The sequence below is a fragment of the Rhodococcus opacus genome, assembly GCF_012396235.1.
GTDB lineage: Bacteria > Actinomycetota > Actinomycetes > Mycobacteriales > Mycobacteriaceae > Rhodococcus_F > Rhodococcus_F opacus.
On the sequence record NZ_JAAXPA010000011.1, the window covers coordinates 44,865 to 66,283 of the forward strand.

General features: G+C 70.8%; 17 protein-coding genes. 4 read left to right on the top strand and 13 right to left on the bottom strand.

From position 1 onward, the window contains the following. Window positions 1–48 precede the first annotated feature (48 nt). The 3 genes from mutA to meaB are packed head-to-tail and all read left to right on the top strand — an operon-like array spanning window position 49 to window position 5,232. Window positions 49–1,965, top strand: coding sequence for a methylmalonyl-CoA mutase small subunit (gene mutA / locus HGB39_RS16635; RefSeq protein WP_064080642.1), 1,917 nt, complete (start codon window positions 49–51; stop codon window positions 1,963–1,965). Then, window positions 1,962–4,226 carry a methylmalonyl-CoA mutase gene (scpA, locus tag HGB39_RS16640; RefSeq protein WP_005571018.1) on the top strand — a complete coding sequence of 755 codons (2,265 nt, stop codon included), beginning with the start codon at window positions 1,962–1,964 and terminating at the stop codon, window positions 4,224–4,226. Before mutA ends, scpA begins: the two co-directional genes overlap by 4 nt. 1 nt (window position 4,227) lies before the next feature. Beyond that, window positions 4,228–5,232: a methylmalonyl Co-A mutase-associated GTPase MeaB gene (gene meaB / locus HGB39_RS16645; protein WP_005255064.1), complete on the top strand. Its 1,005-nt coding sequence runs from the start codon at window positions 4,228–4,230 to the stop codon at window positions 5,230–5,232. Here the strand turns inward: meaB and HGB39_RS16650 are convergent. Further along, window positions 5,221–6,252 (bottom strand): nucleoside hydrolase, encoded by a 1,032-nt coding sequence (locus tag HGB39_RS16650; protein WP_005571017.1) that lies wholly within the window; start codon window positions 6,250–6,252, stop codon window positions 5,221–5,223. The two genes, meaB and HGB39_RS16650, sit on opposite strands and share 12 nt — an antisense overlap. Beyond that, entirely contained in the window at window positions 6,249–6,716 is a 468-nt protein-coding gene (locus HGB39_RS16655) for an OsmC family protein (protein ID WP_007300684.1), read from the bottom strand. The genes HGB39_RS16650 and HGB39_RS16655 overlap by 4 nt, the downstream gene beginning before the upstream one ends. 90 nt (window positions 6,717–6,806) lie before the next feature. Between HGB39_RS16655 and HGB39_RS16660 the strand changes: the two genes are divergently transcribed. Then, window positions 6,807–7,436 carry a maleylpyruvate isomerase family mycothiol-dependent enzyme gene (locus tag HGB39_RS16660; RefSeq protein WP_005571008.1) on the top strand — a complete coding sequence of 210 codons (630 nt, stop codon included), beginning with the start codon at window positions 6,807–6,809 and terminating at the stop codon, window positions 7,434–7,436. On the opposite strand, the gene HGB39_RS16665 is transcribed toward HGB39_RS16660, so the two are convergent. The 11 genes from HGB39_RS16665 to HGB39_RS16715 all read right to left on the bottom strand — a co-directional run bounded on the left by HGB39_RS16665 (window position 7,420) and on the right by HGB39_RS16715 (window position 21,293). After that, window positions 7,420–8,757: a CoA transferase gene (locus HGB39_RS16665; RefSeq protein ID WP_064080641.1), complete on the bottom strand. Its 1,338-nt coding sequence runs from the start codon at window positions 8,755–8,757 to the stop codon at window positions 7,420–7,422. The genes HGB39_RS16660 and HGB39_RS16665 overlap by 17 nt on opposite strands. Beyond that, window positions 8,754–9,614, bottom strand: coding sequence for a hypothetical protein (locus HGB39_RS16670; RefSeq protein WP_005566221.1), 861 nt, complete (start codon window positions 9,612–9,614; stop codon window positions 8,754–8,756). The genes HGB39_RS16665 and HGB39_RS16670 overlap by 4 nt, the downstream gene beginning before the upstream one ends. A 4-nt stretch (window positions 9,615–9,618) precedes the next feature. After that, the gene (locus HGB39_RS16675) at window positions 9,619–10,707 is read right to left on the bottom strand and encodes a hemolysin family protein (protein WP_005566222.1); all 1,089 of its coding nucleotides are present in this window, start codon (window positions 10,705–10,707) and stop codon (window positions 9,619–9,621) included. Beyond that, on the bottom strand, window positions 10,700–12,070 hold the full coding sequence (locus tag HGB39_RS16680; RefSeq protein WP_005566225.1) for a hemolysin family protein: 1,371 nt from the start codon (window positions 12,068–12,070) through the stop codon (window positions 10,700–10,702). Before HGB39_RS16680 ends, HGB39_RS16675 begins: the two co-directional genes overlap by 8 nt. 306 nt (window positions 12,071–12,376) lie before the next feature. Further along, the gene (locus HGB39_RS16685) at window positions 12,377–13,813 is read right to left on the bottom strand and encodes a GuaB1 family IMP dehydrogenase-related protein (RefSeq protein ID WP_009480507.1); all 1,437 of its coding nucleotides are present in this window, start codon (window positions 13,811–13,813) and stop codon (window positions 12,377–12,379) included. Window positions 13,814–13,816: 3 nt separating this feature from the next. Beyond that, the gene (locus HGB39_RS16690; protein WP_064080640.1) at window positions 13,817–14,695 is read right to left on the bottom strand and encodes a DMT family transporter; all 879 of its coding nucleotides are present in this window, start codon (window positions 14,693–14,695) and stop codon (window positions 13,817–13,819) included. A 5-nt stretch (window positions 14,696–14,700) separates the two neighbouring features. Next, the gene (locus HGB39_RS16695) at window positions 14,701–16,098 is read right to left on the bottom strand and encodes a DEAD/DEAH box helicase (protein ID WP_005255082.1); all 1,398 of its coding nucleotides are present in this window, start codon (window positions 16,096–16,098) and stop codon (window positions 14,701–14,703) included. Window positions 16,099–16,195: 97 nt separating this feature from the next. After that, on the bottom strand, window positions 16,196–17,647 hold the full coding sequence (gene gnd, locus HGB39_RS16700; RefSeq protein ID WP_005255084.1) for an NADP-dependent phosphogluconate dehydrogenase: 1,452 nt from the start codon (window positions 17,645–17,647) through the stop codon (window positions 16,196–16,198). Window positions 17,648–17,799: 152 nt separating this feature from the next. Then, complete coding sequence (locus HGB39_RS16705) at window positions 17,800–19,674, bottom strand: DEAD/DEAH box helicase (RefSeq protein WP_064080639.1); 1,875 nt, start codon at window positions 19,672–19,674, stop codon at window positions 17,800–17,802. A 225-nt stretch (window positions 19,675–19,899) separates the two neighbouring features. Beyond that, window positions 19,900–20,853, bottom strand: coding sequence for a M56 family metallopeptidase (locus tag HGB39_RS16710; protein ID WP_043793464.1), 954 nt, complete (start codon window positions 20,851–20,853; stop codon window positions 19,900–19,902). A 26-nt stretch (window positions 20,854–20,879) separates the two neighbouring features. Beyond that, entirely contained in the window at window positions 20,880–21,293 is a 414-nt protein-coding gene (locus tag HGB39_RS16715; protein ID WP_005246077.1) for a BlaI/MecI/CopY family transcriptional regulator, read from the bottom strand. Between the last annotated feature and the right edge of the window lie 126 nt (window positions 21,294–21,419).

The window sequence follows — 21,419 nt, forward strand, 5'->3', positions numbered from 1 at the left end:
CACACAATGTATTGATCGATCGCTCATCAGGGAGAGGAAGCCGACACCGTGTCATTAGCTTCAGAAGCCGAGGAAGCTGCGCGGGCGTATGCCGACTGGCAGCACTCCGTGGCCGGAGTCCTCGCGAAGTCGCGTCGGATCGACGCCGCGGAACTCGGTCCGGAACCCCAGAAGCTCCTCGAGACCGTCACCTACGACGGTGTCACCGTCGCGCCGCTGTACAGCCCGCGCGACGAGCGTCCGGAGCAGCCCCTGCCCGGCACCTTCCCCTACGTGCGTGGCGCGGACGCCACCCGGGACGTGAACGCGGGCTGGCTGGTCAGCGCCCGCTTCGGCGAGGGCGCGGACGCGGCGGACGTCAACCGCTCCGTCCTCGACGCCCTGGAGAACGGTGTCAGCGCGCTGTGGCTCGCCGTCGGAGGCGCCGACCTTCCGGTCCGGTCGCTGGAGACGGCGCTCGACGGGGTGCTCCTCGACCTGGCCCCGCTGACCCTCGACGCCGGAACGGACGCACCGCTCGCGGGGCGGGCACTGTTCGCGCTGCTCGACGCGCGTGCCGCGGCGGGTGACGGGGTCACCGACCGCACCGCAGTCCGCGTCGACCTCGGGACCGCCCCGCTCACGAGCGCGTTCTCCGGTGCCGCCGACGTCGAACTCGGCGATGCGGTGGCCCTCGCGGCCGAGTCCGCGGCGCGTTCGGAGAGCGTGCGGGCAATCACCGTGGACGGCACCGTGTTTCACAACGCCGGCGCGTCCGACGCCGAGGAACTCGGTGCGGCGATCGCGGCGGGCCTCGAATATCTGCGGGCCCTCACCGAGAGCGGCCTGACCATCGGGCAGGCGCTCGGGCAGCTCGGTTTCCGGTTCTCGGCCACCGACGACCAGTTCCAGACCATCGCCAAGTTCCGTGCGGCGCGGCTGGTGTGGGCGCGGATCGCCCAGGTGTGCGGCGCCTCCGACTTCGGCGGCGCCCCCCAGCACGCGGTCACCTCGGCCGCGATGATGGCGCAACGCGATCCGTGGGTGAACATGCTCCGCACGACGCTCGCCGCGTTCGGTGCCGGTGTCGGCGGCGCGGACGCCGTCACGGTGCTGCCGTTCGACGCTGCACTGCCCGCCGGGGCGCTGGGTGTGTCGAAGACCTTCGCCGCCCGCGTCGCCCGCAACACCCAGCTGCTGCTGCTCGAGGAGTCGCATCTCGGCCGGGTGCTCGACCCGGCGTCCGGGTCGTGGTACGTCGAGGACCTCACCCAGCAGGTAGCGGCCAAGGCGTGGGAGTTCTTCCAGCAGATCGAGGCGGCGGGCGGCTACGTCGCCGCGCTCGATGCCGGTCTGATCGGCGACCGGATCGCGTCCACCCGCGCCCAACGTGATTCGGACATCGCGCACCGCAAGACCACCGTCACCGGGGTCAACGAGTTCCCGAACCTCGCGGAAGCCCCGCTGCCCGCGGGCGCCGCCGAGACCGGGAGCGTCGCCCGGTACGCCGCGGCGTTCGAGGCGCTGCGGGACCGCTCCGACGCCTACCTGGCGGCGCACGGGGCGCGACCCGCCGTCTTCCTGGCCCCGCTCGGCCCCGTCGCCGAGCACAACGTGCGGACCACGTTCAGCACGAACCTGCTGGCGTCGGGCGGCATCGAGGCCCGCAATCCCGGTCCCCTCGCCATCGGTGACGGCAGCATCGCCGCCGCCGCGAAGGACTCCGGCGCCGGTATCGCGGTGATCTGCGGTACCGACAAGCGGTACGCCGCCGAAGCCACCGCCGCGGTGGAGGAACTGCGCGCGGCCGGTGTCGGCACCGTGCTGCTCGCCGGCCCGGAGAAGGTCGTCGCCGACGCGGACGGCTCCGCCCGGCCCGACGGATTCGTCACCGCCCGTATCGACGCAGTCTCGGTCCTGTCCGGCCTGCTCGACACCATCGAGAGCTCGAGTGACTCCTCGGGCGACACAGGGAGCAAGAAGTGACTACTCGCGAGGTCAAGCACGCGATCGGCAGCTTCGCCGACGTGCCACTGGAGGATCCGCAGTTTCCGCAGCCGCCCGCCCCGACCCCGGAGCAGACGGACGAGCTGATCGCATCCGCCGCGGCCGCCAACCACTACAGCCCCGAACAGGTGGTGTGGTCCACCCCCGAGGGCATCGACGTCAAACCCGTCTTCACCAAGGCCGACCGCGACGCCGCCGAGGCCGATGGCTACCCGGTGGGCAGTTTCCCGGGCGCCGCACCGTTCGTGCGCGGACCGTACCCCACCATGTATGTGAACCAGCCGTGGACGATCCGCCAGTACGCGGGCTTCTCCACCGCCGCCGAATCCAACGCCTTCTACCGCCGCAACCTCGCGGCCGGGCAGAAGGGTCTGTCGGTGGCGTTCGACCTGGCGACGCACCGCGGCTACGACTCCGACCATCCACGGGTGCAGGGTGACGTCGGCATGGCCGGGGTGGCGATCGACTCGATTCTGGACATGCGTCAGCTGTTCGACCACATCCCGCTCGACAGCGTCAGCGTCTCGATGACCATGAACGGTGCGGTGCTGCCGATCCTCGCGCTGTATGTCGTGGCCGCCGAGGAGCAGGGTGTCGCCCCGGAGCAGTTGGCCGGAACCATTCAGAACGACATTCTGAAGGAGTTCATGGTCCGCAACACCTACATCTATCCGCCGAAGCCGTCGATGCGGATCATCTCCGACATCTTCGCGTACACCAGCGCGAAGATGCCGAAGTTCAACTCGATCTCCATCTCCGGCTACCACATCCAGGAGGCCGGGGCCACCGCCGACCTGGAGCTGGCGTACACCCTCGCGGACGGTGTCGAGTACATCCGTGCGGGTCTCGACGCCGGCATGGAGATCGACAAGTTCGCGCCCCGGTTGTCGTTCTTCTGGGCGATCGGCATGAACTTCTTCATGGAGGTCGCGAAGCTGCGGGCGGGTCGCCTGCTGTGGAGTGAACTGGTCGCGAAGTTCGAACCGAAGTCCGCGAAATCGTTGTCGCTGCGCACCCACTCGCAGACGTCGGGCTGGTCGCTGACCGCGCAGGACGTCTACAACAACGTGGCCCGCACATGTGTCGAGGCGATGGCGGCGACGCAGGGGCACACCCAGTCGCTGCACACCAACGCCCTCGACGAGGCCCTCGCGCTGCCGACGGACTTCTCCGCCCGCATCGCCCGCAACACCCAGCTGCTGCTGCAGCAGGAGTCGGGGACCGTCCGTCCCATCGACCCCTGGGGCGGATCGCATTACGTCGAGTGGCTCACCCACCAGCTGGCGAACCGGGCCCGCGCACACATCGCCGAGGTCGAAGAGGCCGGCGGCATGGCGCAGGCGATCAGCGAGGGCATCCCGAAGCTGCGGATCGAGGAGGCCGCGGCCCGCACGCAGGCCCGCATCGACTCCGGCCGGCAGCCGCTGGTCGGCGTCAACAAGTACGTGCCGGACGAGGCCGACGAGATCGAGGTCCTCAAGGTCGAGAACTCGCGGGTCCGCAAGGAGCAGCTCGAGAAGCTGGACCGGCTGCGCGCCGACCGCGACTCGGACGCCGTCGAGGCGGCGCTCGCCGAACTGAGCCGCGCCGCGGCCACCACGGAGGGCGGCATGGAGAACAACCTGCTGGCCCTGGCGATCGATGCGGCCCGCGCGAACGCGACGGTCGGCGAGATCTCCGAGGCGCTCGAGAAGGTGTACGGGCGTCACCAGGCCGAGATCCGGACCATCAGCGGTGTGTACCGGGACGAGGCCGGAAAGGTCGACAACATCAACAAGGCAACGGAACTCGTCGAGAAGTTCGCGGAGGAGGAGGGCCGGCGTCCCCGTGTCCTCATCGCCAAGATGGGGCAGGACGGCCACGACCGCGGCCAGAAGGTGATCGCCACGGCCTTCGCGGACATCGGATTCGACGTGGACGTGGGACCGCTGTTCCAGACCCCGGAGGAGGTCGCCAACCAGGCGGCCGACAACGACGTCCACGTGGTCGGTGTGTCGTCGTTGGCCGCAGGTCACCTCACGCTGGTGCCTGCGCTCCGGGAAGCCCTCGCCGCAGTGGGACGTCCCGACATCATGATCGTGGTCGGGGGCGTCATCCCGCCCGGCGACTTCGCCGAACTGTACGAGGCGGGTGCCGCCGCGATCTTCCCACCCGGGACGGTCATCGCGGACGCCGCCAGCGGCCTGCTCGAGAAGCTGGCCGCGCAGCTCGGCCACGACCTGACGGGCACCCCGGAATAACATGGGGCGGCCTCCAGTCGACATCGATGCGCTCGCCCAGGCCGTGCGCGCCAATCAGCGCGCCGGCCTGGCGAAGGCCATCACCCTGGTCGAGTCCACCCGCACCGACCACCGGGAGGCGGCGCAGCGGCTGCTGCTCGAGCTGCTGCCGGAATCGGGGAAGGCGCACCGGGTCGGGATCACCGGTGTGCCCGGCGTCGGGAAGTCCACGTTCATCGACGCGCTCGGGATGCACCTGATCGGGCAGGGGCACCGGGTGGCGGTCCTGGCCGTCGACCCGTCGTCGACGCGCACGGGCGGGTCGATCCTCGGCGACAAGACGCGGATGGCGCGTCTGACCGTCGAGAAGGACGCCTACATCCGGCCGTCACCGACGTCGGGCACCCTCGGCGGTGTCGCGAAGGCGACCCGCGAGACGATCGTGCTGCTCGAGGCCGCCGGATTCGACGTGATCCTCGTCGAGACGGTGGGTGTCGGGCAGTCCGAGGTGACGGTCGCGAACATGGTGGACTGCTTCTGCTTCCTCACCCTGGCCCGCACCGGCGACCAGTTGCAGGGCATCAAGAAGGGTGTCCTCGAACTCGCCGACCTCGTCGCCGTGAACAAGGCGGACGGCAAACACGAGCGGGAGGCGAAGGGCGCCGCCCGGGAACTCGCGGGTGCGCTGCGGCTGATCTACCCGCACGACGCCGTCTGGACGCCGCCGGTGATCACGATGAGCGGTCTCGAGGGTGTCGGTCTCGAGGACTTCTGGAACACCGTCTGCCGGCACCGTGAGGTGCTGACCGCGGCCGGGCAGTTCGAGGAGAACCGGCGCCGCCAGCAGGTGGACTGGACGTGGACGATGGTCAACGACCAGCTGCTGCGCCGGCTCGCGTCCAACACCCGGGTCAAGGCGATCCGCGGCGAGATCGAACAGCGGGTGCGGGACGGTTCCCTGACGGCGGCCCTGGCCGCCGCCGAGATCCTCGACGCGTTCGACGGCCCGGACGCGTCAGCCGACTGATTTCGCGAAGCGCCCGACCCGGTCGACGAGATCGTCGAAGAACGCGGCCGGGTCGGTGCTCACCGCGATGTCGACGTTGGGTTCCCGGTTCCAGTGACCCACCCAGTCGGCGACCGTGGCGCCCCGGGTGAGCCGGCCGTGCAGTTCGACGTCGACCGTAGCGGGTCGGGTGCGGGCGATCGCCGGGTTCAACGCCACCGCCGCCGCGAACGGGTCGTGCATGTGCGCCAGGAAACCCTGGTCGTGGGTGCGGTGAAAGTCCATGTAGAACCGGATGGCGTCGGACAGGTGCCGGATCACCGGGTTGGAGGCGGTCGAGCGCACCTGCGGTCCGTCGTCGGGGGAGATGATCTCGGCGGGTGCGCTTCCCGCCGCCTCCGCCAGCCGCCGGACGTGGTCCGGTGTCATCTCGATCGTCTCGGTGACGTCCAGTCCGCACAGGATCGGACGCCGGCCCTCCGGCAGCCCGGAGAACGCGTCGAACACCTCCTTGGCCGCCTCCGGATCCACCGACACGTTCCATTCACCGGTGGGGGTGGTGTTGCCGGGGTGGTTGAACGCCCCACCCATCACGACCAGTCGCCGCAGCAACCGGGGCAGTGCGGGTTCCTCGCGGATCGCGAGGGCCAGGTTCGTCAGCGGCCCGGTCACCAACCCGGTCAGCTCGCCGGGGTGGGTGCGGACCAGGTCGACCCACAAGGTGGTGGCGTCCCGCTCCGACAGCGACCGCCCGGACGGGGGGAGGACGGCGTACCCGATGCCCTGGGGTCCGTGCGTGTCCTCGGTGGTGCGCAGCGGGCAGTCCAGTGGCACCCGGGCGCCGAGCGCCACCTCGATGTCGGGTGCGCCGCACAGGGCGAGCCAGTTCAGGTTGTTCGCCGCGACCTGTTCGACGGGCACGTTCCCCGCGGTGCTGGCGATGCCGGCGATCTCCGCCTCGGGACTGGCCAGCAGGTACAGCAGCGCGAGGGAGTCGTCGATGCCGGTGTCGACGTCCACGATCAGCCGCTGCCTGCTCACGCCGTCACCACCGTCGGCCGGTGGTGCACGGGGAACGCGACCGACCGGGCGATGAAGCACCTCGCGTGCGCCCGGGCGTGCAGCGACTCGGCGCGCGCGGCCATCGCCGTATCCGCGACGGTCACCGTGGGATGCAGCACGACCTCGGTGAACTCGCCCGCCCCGTCCGGGTGTTCGACCATCGTGCCCGTCGGGTCGTCCCGGTAGTCGACGACGACCACACCGGCCGCGGCGGCCAGGCCCAGATACCAGAGCATGTGGCACTGCGACAGCGACGCGACGAGCAGTTCCTCCGGATTCCAGCGGGTGGCGTCGCCGCGGAACGACGGGTCCGCGCTGCCCGGCAGATCGGGTTTCCCGGCCGCCGCGATCACGTGGTCGCGGTCGTAGGCGTCCGGGCCCGACGTTCCCGCGCCGCGGTTGCCGGTCCAGGTGACCGTCAGCGTGTAGTCGTGTGTGCTCACCCGACCATTCTTCACGGCTGCGCGATGAGTTTCGCCGGCGGGCACGGTCTGCCTACGTAGAGCACGACACGGCGACCGGAGGAGACGGACATGGCACGGGACACGGCACCGGACTGGGTCGCAGGGGAGCGGCGCGACCTGGCGTCGATGCTGGCGCGACTGACGCCGGAGCAATGGGACGCGCCGTCGCTGTGCGCGGGGTGGCGCAGCCGGGAGGTGATCGCGCACATCACCATGCCGTACCGCCTGTCGACGCCGCGGATCCTGCTGAAGATGGTGAAGGCGCGCGGCAACTTCAACCGGATGTCGGACGCGCAGGCCCGCGAGGACGCACGGACCCTGACCGCCGACGCGCTGCTGCACACCCTGGAGGAGAACGTCGCGCACCCGTGGAAGCCGCCGGGCGGCGGCTTGGAGGGGGCACTGTCCCACGACGTGATCCACGGTCTCGACGTGTCGGTGGCGCTCGGCCTGGGCAGGCGGGTCCCGGACGACCGCCTCGACCGGGTCCTCGGCGGCGTCGGCCCGAAGCACGTCAAGTACTTCGGCACCGACCTGGCGGGCGTGCAGCTGACGGCGGACGACCGAGCCTGGACCTACGGTGCGGGCGCGCCGCTGCGCGGTTCCGCCCAGGACCTGCTCCTCGTGCTGTGCGGACGCCGGTTGCCGCCGGGACATCTGACCGGGGAACCGAGCCCGCGGTTCACGGCGACGGTGTGACACCGAACCAGCCGGGGGTGTCGCCACCCCAGGGCCGGGCCGGGAACGGGTAGTCGTCGAAGTCGGCCAGGGCGGGACGGGCTGTCACCACGTCGCCGTGCGCGGTGAGGCACCGGGGCCCGGGCACCGCGGCCGGCGGCGGATCCTCGGATCGGCCGTCCGCGGCCAGCAGCCACGCGCCGGTGCGGGCGAGTGACACGTCGACGGAGCGGCCGCGCCCGTCGACGTGCCCCGCGGCGAGGGCGTCGACGATGCCGGCGGCGAGCAGATAGCCGGTCGCGTGGTCGAGTGCCTGCGCGGGCAGCGCGCCCGGGGTGTCGTCGCCGCCCTCGATCGTCGCGATCCCCGACGCCGCCTGGACGATGCTGTCGAAGCCGCGGCGGTGCGCCCAGGGGCCGGAGCCGCCCCACGCGCACACCCGTCCCCGCACCAGATGGTCGGGGGCATCGTCGAGTAGACCGTCCAGCGCGCCCGGCCGGTACCCGGTGACGACGACGTCCGCCTCGGCGAGCAGGCTGTCCCACACCAGCCTGCCGTCGGCGGACCGCAGATCGAGCAGCGCGGACCGCTTGCCCTGCCCGGTGTCGAGGTGCTGCACGACGATCTCGGGGATCGCCGGCGGATCGATCCGCAGCACGTCGGCGCCGAGCAGCGCCAGCGTGCGGGTGGCGACCGGACCGGCGATCACCCGGGTCAGGTCGAGGACCTTCACCCCCGCCAACGGCCCCCGGGCGGATTCCCGGCGGGAGCGTTGCCGTGTCCCGGGACGGGAGCTCGCGGCGTGCACGACGGTGGACACGAGGTCGCCGGACGCCGCGGCCGCACCCTGCGGGCTCGCCGCCCACTCCGCCGCGGTCCGCACGCGCACGGCGATGGCCTGCGCCGCGGCGGCACGGTCCTCGACGTCGGCGGCGGTCAGGTTCCCGACCCGGGCGGCCACCGAGTCGCGGCCGGCGTCCTCGGGGAGGTCGAGTGCCGCCAGCAGTCTCGCGCGGTGATGCGGGTAGTTGGCGTGGGTCCGCACCCAGCCGTCCGCGGCCGCAAAGAACCCCGACAGCTCCGCGAAACCGGACACCGGGGCGCCCGACACCCGCAGCAGCCGGTCGCTCGCGAACGAGGCGGCGATCCGCTCGGGATCGAGCCGCCACGGCCGGGGGTCGCGGCCCACCGCGCTGTCGAACCGGTCGACGGCACCGGTGAGCGCGGCTACCGAACCGGCCGCCAACGTGAGGACGGGGAGGCGGGCCGCCAGGTAATCACCGGGGAGTTCGGTCTGCGTGACGATCTCGGCACAGTAGCGGTCGTAGCCCGGGAGAGTCATGGGCTCACGGTAGCGAGCAACCGGCGGCACCGGTCACGCAGTGCGGCACGAAGCGGTGCGGCGCGGGCGGCCAGCGCCGACTGCTCCCGGACGTACTCGGCGCGGCCGTGCGGGGTCTCGATCGGGATCGGGGTGTACCCGTAGGCGGTCAGGTCGTACGGGCTGGCCCGCATGTCGAGTTCCCGTGCGGCGAGCGCCAGCTCGAAGCAGTCGACGGTCAGGTCCGAGTCGATCATCGGCGCCAGCTTGTAGCAGTACTTGTACAAATCCATGGACGCGTGCAGGCACCCGGGCTGTTCCCGCCCGAGCTGGTCTTCGCGGGTCAACGGCTCACTGTTCCGCGGTTCGGCGGCGGGGGTGAAGAACCGAAACGCGTCGTAGTGGGTGCAGCGCAGGTGCAGCGACTCCACGACGGAGTCGGTGCCGCCCGGCCCGAGCCGCAGCGGGATGCTGTCGTGCCGAACCTCGTCCGATCGGTAGACCATCGCCCACTCGTGCAGGCCGAAGCAGGACAGGTGGGTGGGACGCGCGGCGGTCGCCTCCATCAGTCGTGTGGTGAAGGAGACCGTGTCCGAGCGGCGCTTCAGGAACTCCGGGTCGACGGTGACCCCGGCGTCGGTGCGGTGATACCCGCGGAGTTCGGCGTACTCGTCCCCGCCGGCGAGGACCGTTCCCCACCCAGGGTGCCAGCGCAGCAGCTGATTCGGCCGGTAGCTGTAATAGGTGAAGAGGAAGTCGATCACCGGGTGGGTCTCGCCGCGTTCCCGGCGCTCCAGGTGCGGTCCGATCAGGGCGGACACCCTCGCCCGGTGCCGGTCGCGGCGAGGGATCCACTCCGACGCATCCAGAACGTCCATCCGATCAGCTCGATCGCTGTCCCGGATTGACGCCGTTGACGCGGTGGGTGCCGTCGCGGACGGTGCCCACGTATTCCTCGACGAGGTCCTCGAGGGCGACGATGCCGACGATCTGCCCGGACGGGTCCGCTGCCGCCCCCAGATGGGAGCTGGCGCGGCGCAGACTCGCCAGGGCCTCCGCGAGCGGGGTGGTGGTCGACATGCACGGCAGCGGACGGATGTCCGACCGCGGGATCACGGTGTCGGGTCCGGCCTCCTCGTCGAGGATGTCGTCGAGCACGTCCTTGAGGTGCAGGTACCCGACCAGTGAGCCGTCGTCGGCGCGCACCGGGTACCGGGAGTACCCGGTCTCGACGACGGCCTGCTCGATGGCGCCGAGCCGGGTTCCGCCCTCCGACAGGGGTATGGTCCGGGCCTTGTCGAGGGGGATCATCACCTCGCTGACCGTGCGGTCGGTGGTCTCCAGCGCCTGGGTGAGCCGACGGTGTTCTTCCGCGTCGATCAGTCCCTCGGACCGGGACTCGCCGATCATCTCGGACAGTTCCACCGCCGACACGGTGACGTCGAGTTCGTCCTTCGGCTCCACCCGCAGCAACCGCAGCGTCAGGTTGGCGCACAGGTTGTAGAAGGAGATCAGCGGGCGGGCCAGCTTGATGAACAGCAGGTGCACCGGGACCAGCAGCATCGCCGTCCGCTCCGGGCCCGCGAGCGCGATGTTCTTCGGCACCATTTCACCCAGCAGGATGTGCAGCACCACGACCAGCGCCAGCGAGATCGTGAACGCCACCGGGTGCAGCAGCCCGGCGGGCAGGCCGACCGCGTGGAGCGGGACCTCGAGGAGATGCGCGATCGCCGGTTCGGCGACCTTGCCGAGCAGGATCGAGCAGATGGTGATGCCGAGCTGCGCGGCCGCGAGCATCAGCGACAGGTTCTCGCCCGCCGTGATCACGGTGCGGGCGCGTTTCTTGCCCTGCGACTCCAGGGCCTCGAGCCGGTCGCGGCGGGCCGAGATCAGCGCGAACTCGGCGCCGACGAAGAAGGCGTTGCCTCCCAGCAGCACGAAGGTGAGCAGCACACCGAAGAGGTCACTCATCGTCGTCCTCCTCGCTGTCGGTGTCGCCGGTCTCGTCGGGCTTGGGGGTGAGCAGCACCCGGTCGATGCGCCGGCCGTCCATGTGGGTGACGGTGGCGACCCACCGGCCGCCGGGGTCGTGCGCGCCCTCGGGCAGTGGCAGTTCCACCTCGTCGCCCTCGTCGGGTATCCGCCCGAGTTCGGTGAGGACGAGTCCGCCGAGGGTTTCGTACTCACCCTCGGGTGCGGTGTAGCCGGTCGTGTCGGAGACCTCGTCGACGCGGAGCAGCCCGGAGCAGGACCAGCCGTCACCGACCCGCTGGACGTCGATCTCGGATTCGTCGTGCTCGTCGCGGACGTCGCCGACGATCTCCTCGATCAGGTCCTCCATGGTGACCATCCCGGCGGTGCCGCCGTATTCGTCGACGACGAACGCGACCTGCATGCCGTCGGACCGGATCCGCTCCATCAGGGCGTCACCGTCCAGGCTGGAGGGCACCACCGGGACCTTCTGGGCCAGCGAGTTGAGGCGGGCGGTGCGCCGACGGTGGGCGGGCACCGCGAACGCATGCTTGATGTGGACGACGCCGACGGCGTCGTCCAGGTCCCCGTCGACGACGGGGAAGCGGGAGAACCCGGTGCGGGAGGCGGTGTCGATCAGGTCGGCGACGGTGTCCGTGGTGGACAGGGTCTCGATCTTCACGCGCGGGGTCATCAGTTCCTCCGCGGTGCGTTCCCCGAACCGCAACGATCGGTTCACCAGCAGCGCCGTGCCCTTGTCGATGGCGCCGCGCTGCGCGGACGTCCGCACGAGCGACCCGAGTTCCTGCGGGGACCGCGCCGACCGCAGCTCCTCGGCCGGTTCGATGCCGAGGCGTCGCACCAGCCAGTTCGCGGATCCGTTGAGCCCGTTGATGGCCCACTTGAAGATGAGCGAGAACGCCGCCTGCATGCCGGCCGTCGCACGTGCCGTGGGCAGGGGGTGGGCGATGGCGAGGTTCTTCGGCACGAGCTCGCCGAACACCATCGAGAAGGAGGTCGCGAGGACGAGTGCGATCACCAACGACGTTGCCGCGGCAGCGGATTCACTGAACCCGATCGCGGACAGCACCGGGGTGATGAACCGGGCGAGGACCGGCTCGGACAGGTAGCCGGTGATCAGCGTGGTGATGGTGATGCCGAGCTGCGCCCCGGACAGCTGGAAGGACAGCGTGCGGTGGGCGTGCTGCACTTGCCGGGCCCGGCGGTCACCGTCGCGGGCGTGCGAGTCGACAGTGCTGCGTTCGAGGGCGGTGAGGGAGAACTCGGCCGCCACGAACAACGCGGTGCCCGCGGTCAGGGCGAGAAAGCCGAGCAGAGCGAGAATGCTGAGCGCGATGTCCATGTGTCAACGCCGCCGAGCTGAGGAACGGGGGTCGCCGGGTTTGTCACCCGGCTCGCTAGAGGAGCCCTCCGAACCGGCGGAATCGGAATCCGATTCCACGGAGCAGGAGGCGACGGCACTCCCGGAGACGGCGGGTGGGGCGCTTGCTTCGTGTGTGGGTGCCGCGGGCACCGGAGTCCTCTCGTTCGGCCTCGACGGCCCGGACGGGTCCGGCGCCGAGAACTGGTGTGGTTGAGCGACCCATGATACCGGTGGATGTCCGGTTCCGTGGAACAGGACACCCACCGGCACATCAGGATGCGGTCGTCACCAGCCGGCCGGCAGCGGGCGGCCCTCGGCGAACCCGGCGGCGGACTGCACACCGAGAACGGCCCGCTCGTGCAGTTCCGCCAGCGTCCGCGCGCCCGCGTACGTGCAGGTGCTGCGCACACCCGAACAGATGTGGTCGATCAGGTCCTCGACGCCGGGGCGTTCCGGGTCCAGGCGCATCCGGGAACTCGAGATACCCTCCTCGAACAGGCCTTTCCTGGCCCGGTCGAACGCGGTGTCCGTGGCGGTGCGCGCCGCGACCGCACGCTTGGAGGCCATGCCGAAGCTTTCCTTGTACGCGTTGCCGGACTGGTCCACCCGCAGGTCGCCGGGGGACTCGTAGGTGCCCGCGAACCACGACCCGATCATCACGTTCGACGCGCCGGCGGCGAGGGCGAGGGCGACGTCGCGGGGGTGACGGACGCCTCCGTCGGCCCACACGTGCGCGCCCATCGCGCGGGCCTGCGTGGCGCATTCCTCTACGGCGGAGAACTGCGGCCTGCCCACCCCGGTCATCATCCGGGTGGTGCACATCGCGCCCGGTCCGACCCCGACCTTCACGATGTCGGCGCCCGCGTCGATCAGGTCCCGGGTGCCGGCGGCGGACACGACGTTGCCGGCGACCAGCGGGACACCGAGGTCGGCCTTCTTCAATGCGCCGAGGACGTCGATCATCTTCTGCTGGTGGCCGTGCGCGGTGTCGACGACCAGCAGGTCGGCCCCCGCGTCCACGAGGGCGCGGGCCTTCGCGGCGACGTCGCCGTTGACGCCGACGGCCGCGGCGACCCGCAGCTTCCCGTTGCCGTCGACGGCGGGCTGGTAGATGCCGTCCCGGATGGCGCCGGTGCGGGTGAGGACCCCGGCGAGGGTGCCGTCGGGGTGGACGATCACGGCGAGGGAGTCGTGTTTGCCCTCGAGGAGTTCGAACACCTCCCGCGGCGACGCGGAGTCGGGGGCGGTGACGAAGTCGGTGAGCGCCACCGAGCGCAGTCGCGCGAACCGGTCGACGTCCGTGCAGGAGCCCTCGGTGACGACGCCGACGGGGCGGTCGTTCTCGACGACGACCACGGCGCCGTGCGCCCGCTTCGGCAGCAGCGCCAGGGCGTCGGAGACGGCGGCGTCGGGGCCGAGCGTGACCGGGGTGTCGGCGACCAGGTGCCTGCTCTTGACGAACGACACGGTCTCCGCGACGGCGGGTGCCGGAAGGTCCTGGGGGAGAACGACCAGACCGCCGCGGCGGGCGACCGTTTCCGCCATGCGCCGTCCCGAGACCGCCGTCATGTTGGCGACGACGATCGGAATGGTGGTGCCCGACCCGTCCGAGGTGGCCAGGTCGACGTCGAATCGCGAGGTGACCTCGGTGCGGTTCGGCACCAGGAACACGTCGTCGTACGTCAGGTCATAGGGAGGGCGATGCCCGTCGAGGAACTGCACATGTCAGGACGATACCGGGGAAGTTGCGGCGGTGTCGGATGTCCGCTGGGCCTGCGACCTGGACAGTCCGATCGTGGCCACCAGCATCACCGCGACCGCGCAGCCGACCACCACCAGTCCGAGGCCCGACACCCGCAGCCGCTCGTCGAGGACGGTCATGCCGAGGAAGACGGCGGCGAGTGGTTCGGCGATGGTCAGTGCGGGCAGCGACGCGGACAGCGGACCCACCTGGAACCCGCGCTGCTGCAGATACACCCCGACCAGGCCGGCGGCGACGAGCGCCCACGCCTGCCAGCTGCTCAGCACCGCCCACAGCCCGCGGGGCACCAGTTCGACGACGTACTTGGTGAACGCGACCGCCACCCCGTACAGGATGCCGCCCGCCCCACCGAGCAGCAGCGCTCGCCATCCGGGGTCGATCTTCGACATCCCCGCGGCGGCCGCGACCGCCACCACGGCGAGGAGGATGCCGAGCGGAACCACCCATTCGCGGAACGGGGCGTCGATGTTGCCCTCGGTGGGGTCGCCGATCACCAGGAAGACCGCGAGCGCGACGGCCAGTGCGACGGCGAGGGCCCAGGTGGTGCGGCTGAGCCGGTACCCGGAGAACTTCGCCGACAACGGCAACGCGAACAGCAGCGCCGTCACCAGCAGCGGCTGCACCACGAGCACCGACCCGAGCGCCAATGCCACCGCCTGCATCGCGTACCCGCCGCCGTCGCCGACGAAGCCGGCCCACCAGCGGGGACTGCGCAGCAGGGTGGTCATCAGCGCGGCGTCCTCGGGGACCGCGGACGCCGCGCTCTGCTGGGCGACCGACGCGCACGCGAACAGCAGCGCCGCGATCAGCGCGCACACGATCGACGCGAACGGCAGGGACATGCCTCTCAGTGTGCCCCGCGGTTGCGGTGTCCGTGCGGAGTTGACGCAGGTCCGGGTTTCCGGCCGCGTCGGGCACCCGCCCGCGGTGCTCCGCCGTCCCCGGGCCGGCCGCGGCGGGCCGGGCGCCCGCCGGTGTCGTGCGCCTGCCTGCCCTTCTTCGGGGTGTCCTGCGCCGGTGCCCGGGTGTCGGGTGCGGGGACCGCCTTCCCGGTGGGGCGGCGGGCGCCGGTGATCTCGGCCAGCACCGTGTCGCCGGGCCGCACCCGCACGCCGTCCACCTCGATCCCGGCCTTGCGGGTCAGCTTCTCCACCTCGGCGCGTTCGTCCTCGGTGACGAGGGTGACCACCACACCGGACTCGCCGGCGCGGGCGGTGCGGCCCGCGCGGTGCAGGTAGTCCTTGGGGTCGGCCGGGGGGTCGACGTGGACGACGAGTGAGATGTCGTCGACGTGGATGCCTCGCGCCGCCACGTCGGTGGCGACCAGGACGGGGGTGGTGCCGTCGGCGAACGATTCGAGGGTGCGGGTGCGGTTGTTCTGCGCCTTGCCGCCGTGCAGGGCGCCCGCGGAGATGCCGGCTTCGTGGAGTTGCTGCGCGAGCCGGTCCACCCCGTACTTGGTGCGCACGAACATGAGGGTGCGTCCCGCACGTGAACCGATATGTGCCACAACGGATTTCTTGTCGACCCGGTCGACGAACAGCAGGTGGTGGCGCATGGTGCCCACGGACGCGGTGACCGGCGCCGTCGAGTGGGTGACCGGGTCTCGCAGGTACCGGCGGACGAGGGTGTCGACCTCCCCGTCGAGGGTGGCCGAGAACAGCAGCCGCTGACCGCCCGCCGGGGTCTTGTCGAGGATCGTCGTGACCTGCGGCATGAACCCCAGGTCGGCCATGTGGTCGGCCTCGTCGAGGGTCAGCACCGTCACGTCGTCCAGCGACACCGACCCCTGCGCCACGTGGTCGGCGAGGCGTCCCGGCGTCGCGATCAGCAGGTCGACACCCCGCGACAGGATCTCGACTTGACGTTTGATGGGAATCCCGCCGACGACGTTCGCCACCCGCAACCCCACGGACAGCGCCGGCTCGTCCAGCGCGCGCTCGATCTGCAACGCCAGTTCACGGGTGGGCACCAGGACGATGCCGCGCGGGAAGCCTCGCCTGCTGGCGGCGCCCTTGAGCCGCACGAGCATCGGCAGTCCGAACGCGAGGGTCTTCCCGGAGCCGGTCGGGGCGCGGCCCAGAACGTCACGGCCGGCGAGGACGTCGGGAATGGTGGCCGCCTGGATCGGGAACGGCGCCCCGATGCCTCCACGGGCGAGGGCATGGGTCATCACCGCGGGGAGACCGAGCGCGAGGAACGTCTCACCCACCGGTGCGGGGGAGGAGAACTCGTCGTCGGGCATATCGAGAAGGCTACCGCCTCCGAGCAGGGGCCTCCGACGCCTCGGCCGTGACGTACACGCGGTACGTCACGGCCGGGGGACGGGCAGTCGGCGAGGCTCAGACCTGCACTTCGCTGCGGTCACCGCTCCACAGGGTGTGGAACTTGCCCTCCGCGTCGACCCGCTCGTAGGTGTGGGCGCCGAAGAAGTCGCGCTGCCCCTGCGTCAGGGCTGCGGGCAGCCGCTCCGCGCGCAGGGCGTCGTAGTAGGACAGCGACGACGCGAACGCCGGCACCGGGATCCCGAGCAGCGTGGCGGTGGAGACCACCCGGCGCCAGCTGTCGATGGCCGTCTCGATGGCGTCCCGGAAGTACGGGGCCAGGATGAGGCTCGGCAGCGTCGGGTTCTCGTCGTACGCGTCCTTGATGCGGTTGAGGAACCGGGCGCGGATGATGCAGCCGCCACGCCAGATGGTCGCGAGGTCGGCGGGGTGCAGGTCCCAGTCGTATTCGGCACTACCGGCCGCGATCTGGTCGAATCCCTGCGCGTAGGCCACGACCTTCGACGCGTACAGGGCCTGCCGGATGTCCTCGGTGAACTGGGCGGCATCGGTGGGCTTGTCGGCGAGCACGCCGGACGCCAGCCCGACCGCGGCCTTGCGCTGCTCGCGGGACCCGGACAGGGCGCGGGCGAACACGGCCTCGGCGATCCCGGTGACGGGGACACCGAGGTCGAGCGCGGACTTGACGGTCCAGCGGCCGGTGCCCTTCTGCTCGGCGGCGTCGACGATCACGTCGACGAGCGGCTTGCCGGTCTTGGCGTCCTTCTGCCGCAGCACCTCCGCGGTGATCTCGACGAGGTAGCTTTCGAGGTCGCCGCCGTTCCATTCCGTGAACACGTCGGCGATCTTCCCGGCGTCGTAGCCGAGGGCGGACCCGAGCAGGTTGTACGCCTCACCGATGAGCTGCATGTCGGCGTACTCGATGCCGTTGTGCACCATCTTCACGAAGTGACCGGACCCGTCGGGGCCGATGTGCGTGCAGCAGGGGGTGCCGTCGACCTGCGCGGCGATCGACTCGAGCAGCGGTCCGAGGGCCGCGTAGGACTCCTTCGGTCCGCCCGGCATGATCGACGGGCCGTTGAGCGCGCCCTCCTCGCCGCCGGAGATGCCGGCGCCGACGAAGTGCAGGCCTCGCTCCCGGAGGGAGGCCTCACGGCGGATCGTGTCCGTGTAGAGGGCGTTGCCGCCGTCGATGATGATGTCACCGGGCTCCATCGCCGCGGCGAGTTCCTCGATGACGGCGTCGGTGGGGTCGCCGGCCTTGACCATGATCAGCACGCGGCGCGGCTTCTGCAGCGCGCCCACGAACTCCTCGATCGTCTCGGTGCGGACGAAGTCGCCCTCGCTGCCGTGCTCCTTGATGAGGGCGTCGGTCTTGGCGATGCTGCGGTTGTGCAGCGCGACCGTGTGACCGTGCCGGGCGAAGTTGCGGGCGATGTTCGAGCCCATGACGGCCAGTCCCGTGACGCCGATCTGGGCGCGGGCACCCTCAGTGTTGTCGATAGTCATGGATACAGCATTCCCTCTCGCTCGGCGGTAGTGAAATCGGCGGCTACGAAAACCTCAACCGCCTAAGCCAAACATACGAAGGCCGGCCGTCGCACACGCGACGGCCGGCCTTCACTCACACTTCGTTATTCGGTTGTCCGATCAGCGATCGATCAGCTGCGTCGCTCACGCCGCGGGCCGTCGAAGCCGTCGTACGAGCGACGATCCGTGCGGCTGCGGAACCCGCCACCGGTCGACGCGGGGCGCCGCTCCGACGCGGCCGCGGGCCGACGGTCGTCGCGGCGGTCGTCGCGACGGAACCCGCCCGCCGCACCGCGGTTGTCGCCGAAGTCGCGGCGCGGTGCGCTGCGGTCGAAGCTGCGCTCGCCGGTACCGCGGTGGCTGTCGCCGCGGTCACCGAAGTCGCGGCGCGGGGCGCTGCTGCCGCCGCCGTACTCGCGGCGGGGTGCACTGTCACCGAAGTCGCGGCGCGGGGCCCGATCGGTGAACGTCCGGTTGTCCCGGTCGCCGCGGTAACCGCCGCCACGGTTGTCACCGTCACGCTGCGGGCGGTCGCCCCGGTAGCCGCCGGACCGGTTGTCTGTTTGGTCGCGGCGCGGGCCACGACCCTCGAAGCTGCGACCACCCGACGGACGGTCGCCGAAGCTGCGCTCGCCGCGGTCACTGCGATTGCCGCGGTAGCCGCCGCCGTCGCGGCCGGCGTAACCGCCCTCACGGCGGGGTCCGCGGTCGCCGAACTTGCGGTCGCCGCCACGCTCGCCGCGGGAGTAGGTGTCGCGCACCGGTTCTCCGCTGGGCGCCTTGGCGCCGGTGATGCTGGCCAGCTTCTCCGAGCCGGGGGTGACGGGCACGGCGGTGGCGTCGACGCCGGCCATCCCGGTCAGGCGGCGGAACGTGCGCTTCTGGTTGGGGAGCACGATCGCGACGACGGTGCCCTTCTCGCCGGCACGGGCGGTCCGGCCTGCGCGGTGCAGGTAGTCCTTGTGATCGGCGGGCGGATCGACGTGCACGACCAGGTCGATGCCGTCGACGTGGATGCCGCGGGCGGCGACGTCCGTCGCGACGAGCACCGGGGTGCGGCCGTTCTTGAACCGTTCGAGGACACGGGTGCGCTGATTCTGCGCCTTGCCGCCGTGCAGCGCCTCGGCGGCGATGCCCACCGCACGGAGGCGGTCGGTGATGCCCTCGCAGCCGAGCTTGGTGCGGGCGAACATGATCGTGCGGCCGTCGCGGGCACCGATCTCCGCGAGGACGTTGTCCTTCTGGCCGCGGTCGACGAGCAGCACGTAGTGCTCCATCGTGTCGACGCTGGCGCGACCGTCCTCGGTGGAGTGCTGCACGTGGTCGGGCAGGAACTGGCGGACCAGCGACTGCACCTCACGGTCCAGGGTGGCAGAGAACAGGAGACGCTGGCCGTCGGCCCGGGTCTCACCGAGGATCGCCCGGACCTCGGGCAGGAAGCCCATGTCGGCCATCTGATCGGCCTCGTCGAGCGCGGTGATCTCGATCGAGTCGAGGATGCAGGTGCCCTGACGCAGGTGGTCGTTCAGCCGGCCGGGGGTGGCGACGAGGATGTCGACGCCGCGCCGCAGCTGGTCGACCTGCTTGGAGAACGGGGTGCCGCCGACGGCGGGGCGGACGGTCAGGCCCATGGCCCCGGCGTACGAGTTGAGGGAGTCGACCACCTGGAATGCGAGTTCCCGGGTGGGCACGAGCACCAGTGCGCGGGGACGCTTGGGTGCGGGCCGGTCCTCGTGGCGGGACAGGCGGGTGAGCATCGGCAGGCCGAATGCGAGGGTCTTGCCCGATCCGGTCTGTGCGCGGCCGAGGACGTTGGTGCCGGCCAGCGCATCGGGCACGGCCAGCGCCTGGATCGGCGATGGGACGGTGATGGAGTTGCGGGCGAGGGCCTGGACCAGGGGGGCGGGCAGGCCGATCTCGGCGAACGTCACGGTGGCGTTCTGATCAGGGGTTTCGGTCTCGGTCTGCTCTAGTGGGGCAGACGTCGTCTGGACAGCGTTGGTCACGCAAATACCTCTCCGGGCATAGGGCGCGTCGCGGAGCGGGGGCTGTCATGCAGCACGCACAAAGGGACGAGCCAGGGCACATGTCACCTGGTCAATCCATTCGCGGAAGTGCGGGGAATTGGGCTGTGTGCCGTTTCAGTGTTGATGGGCCGCAGTGGCGACCGTCGACCAGTGTACGCGACGGGGCACCCGGTTATCGAATGCGGCGGGTTGTGAGCTGGGTGACTATACGGCTCTGAACAACCGGCTCAGTTCGGTGAGCCAGGGGACGGCAACGGCGATGGTCGGCACCACGAGGATGGCCACCGACGCGGCGTAGGCGGCGAGTGCCACTGGGGTGCCCGCCTCCGAGGAGGACAGGCGCTGCACCCGCAGCAGGGTGCTGGGACCACCCGCGGCCATGGCACCCTTCGGGGCGACCGACCCCGAGCAGGCGACGAGTGCGCGGGCCAGTGCGGTTGGCCCGGTGGCGCGGACGGCGGAGTCGTCGGCCAGCATCTCGACCAGCAACTGCACCGACCCCAGCGCGGACTTGCTGCGCACGACGGTGGGGAAGGCGGCGTTGACGGCGGTGAACGCCTCGAGGACGAGGTCGTGCCGGGCCCGCAGATGGGACCGCTCGTGGGTGAGGATCGCGGTGATCTCGGCGTCGTCGAGGTTGGTGAACGTGCCCTGGCTCAGCACGACCCGCTGGCGGAGACCGGGCAGGCAGTAGGCGATGGGCTCGGTGACGTCGAGGACCCGCAGGTCCGGGGTGCGGGCGAGGGGCGACGACGAGTCGCAGCGGTCGAGGAGGTCGACGAGCATCCGGTGCCGGGCGCGTCTGCGCCGGGTGCGGACCCCGACCTGCACGATCGAGAAGATCAGTTTGGCGCCGACGAGGAGGGTAAGCGCGAAGACCACCACGTACAGCAGCCACAGGGGCAGGCCCAGTGCGTCGATCTCGGCGACCGGTGCCGTGGTGGGGCGCCCGTCCGGTCCGGGGACCAGCAGCTGGCTGGCGATCGCGAGACCCGAACTGAACGCGGACAGAACTGCGGCGAGGGCGATTGCCTGCCACAGCACGAGGGCTGCTCGGGGGGCGCGATGCGGCCATCGGGCACGACTCAGCAGCGCAGGGACAGGCCCTGCGAGAAGAAGTGCGAGTACTCCGAATACCAGCGCGGTGGTGGCGTCCATGTCCTACTCATCATGCATGACGAACATCAGCCGGCGCGAACGGTTCCCGACTGATTGTCTCCGGTGGACCGCTCCTTGGCCTCGAGCGCGGCGAGGGCCTCGCGGAGCGCGTCGGCCTCGTCGGCGCCGACCTGCCCCACGAAGTGGACGAGTGCGGCGGCGCGACTTCCGGACTTGTCGGCCTGCTGCAGGGCGTCCACCATGAGGCTCGCGACGAGTTCCTCGCGCTGGTGCACCGGCAGGTACCGGTGGGCGCGGTCGTCGCGCTGCTGAATGACGAGGTGCTTCTTCGCCAGTCGCTGGAGCACTGTCATGACAGTCGTGTACGCGAGTTCACGGCGTGCCGCCAGTGCCTCGTGTACCTGCCGTACCGTCTGCGGTTCCGAAGTGGACCACAGGTGATCCATCACTGCGCGTTCGAGTTCGCCGAGTCCAGCCATAAATTGATTCTACGGATACGACGACGCAGATACGTACTACTGGTAGTAGTAAAACTGCGTCACGGCGTGTGGTATTGGCCATACTCCGAACGGGTGGATTACGGTCGGGTTGGCAGCGGCCGACCC

Excerpts from the sequence above, each read along its gene's own strand:
- meaB (WP_005255064.1), top strand. The coding sequence starts at position 4,228 with ATGGGGCGGCCTCCAGTCGACATCGATGCGCTCGCCCAGGCCGTGCGC.
- HGB39_RS16660 (WP_005571008.1), top strand. The coding sequence starts at position 6,807 with ATGGCACGGGACACGGCACCGGACTGGGTCGCAGGGGAGCGGCGCGAC.
- HGB39_RS16665 (WP_064080641.1), bottom strand. The coding sequence starts at position 8,757 with ATGACTCTCCCGGGCTACGACCGCTACTGTGCCGAGATCGTCACGCAG.
- HGB39_RS16670 (WP_005566221.1), bottom strand. The coding sequence starts at position 9,614 with ATGGACGTTCTGGATGCGTCGGAGTGGATCCCTCGCCGCGACCGGCAC.
- HGB39_RS16675 (WP_005566222.1), bottom strand. The coding sequence starts at position 10,707 with ATGAGTGACCTCTTCGGTGTGCTGCTCACCTTCGTGCTGCTGGGAGGC.
- HGB39_RS16680 (WP_005566225.1), bottom strand. The coding sequence starts at position 12,070 with ATGGACATCGCGCTCAGCATTCTCGCTCTGCTCGGCTTTCTCGCCCTG.
- HGB39_RS16690 (WP_064080640.1), bottom strand. The coding sequence starts at position 14,695 with ATGTCCCTGCCGTTCGCGTCGATCGTGTGCGCGCTGATCGCGGCGCTG.
- HGB39_RS16695 (WP_005255082.1), bottom strand. The coding sequence starts at position 16,098 with ATGCCCGACGACGAGTTCTCCTCCCCCGCACCGGTGGGTGAGACGTTC.
- gnd (WP_005255084.1), bottom strand. The coding sequence starts at position 17,647 with ATGACTATCGACAACACTGAGGGTGCCCGCGCCCAGATCGGCGTCACG.
- HGB39_RS16710 (WP_043793464.1), bottom strand. The coding sequence starts at position 20,853 with ATGGACGCCACCACCGCGCTGGTATTCGGAGTACTCGCACTTCTTCTC.
- HGB39_RS16715 (WP_005246077.1), bottom strand. The coding sequence starts at position 21,293 with ATGGCTGGACTCGGCGAACTCGAACGCGCAGTGATGGATCACCTGTGG.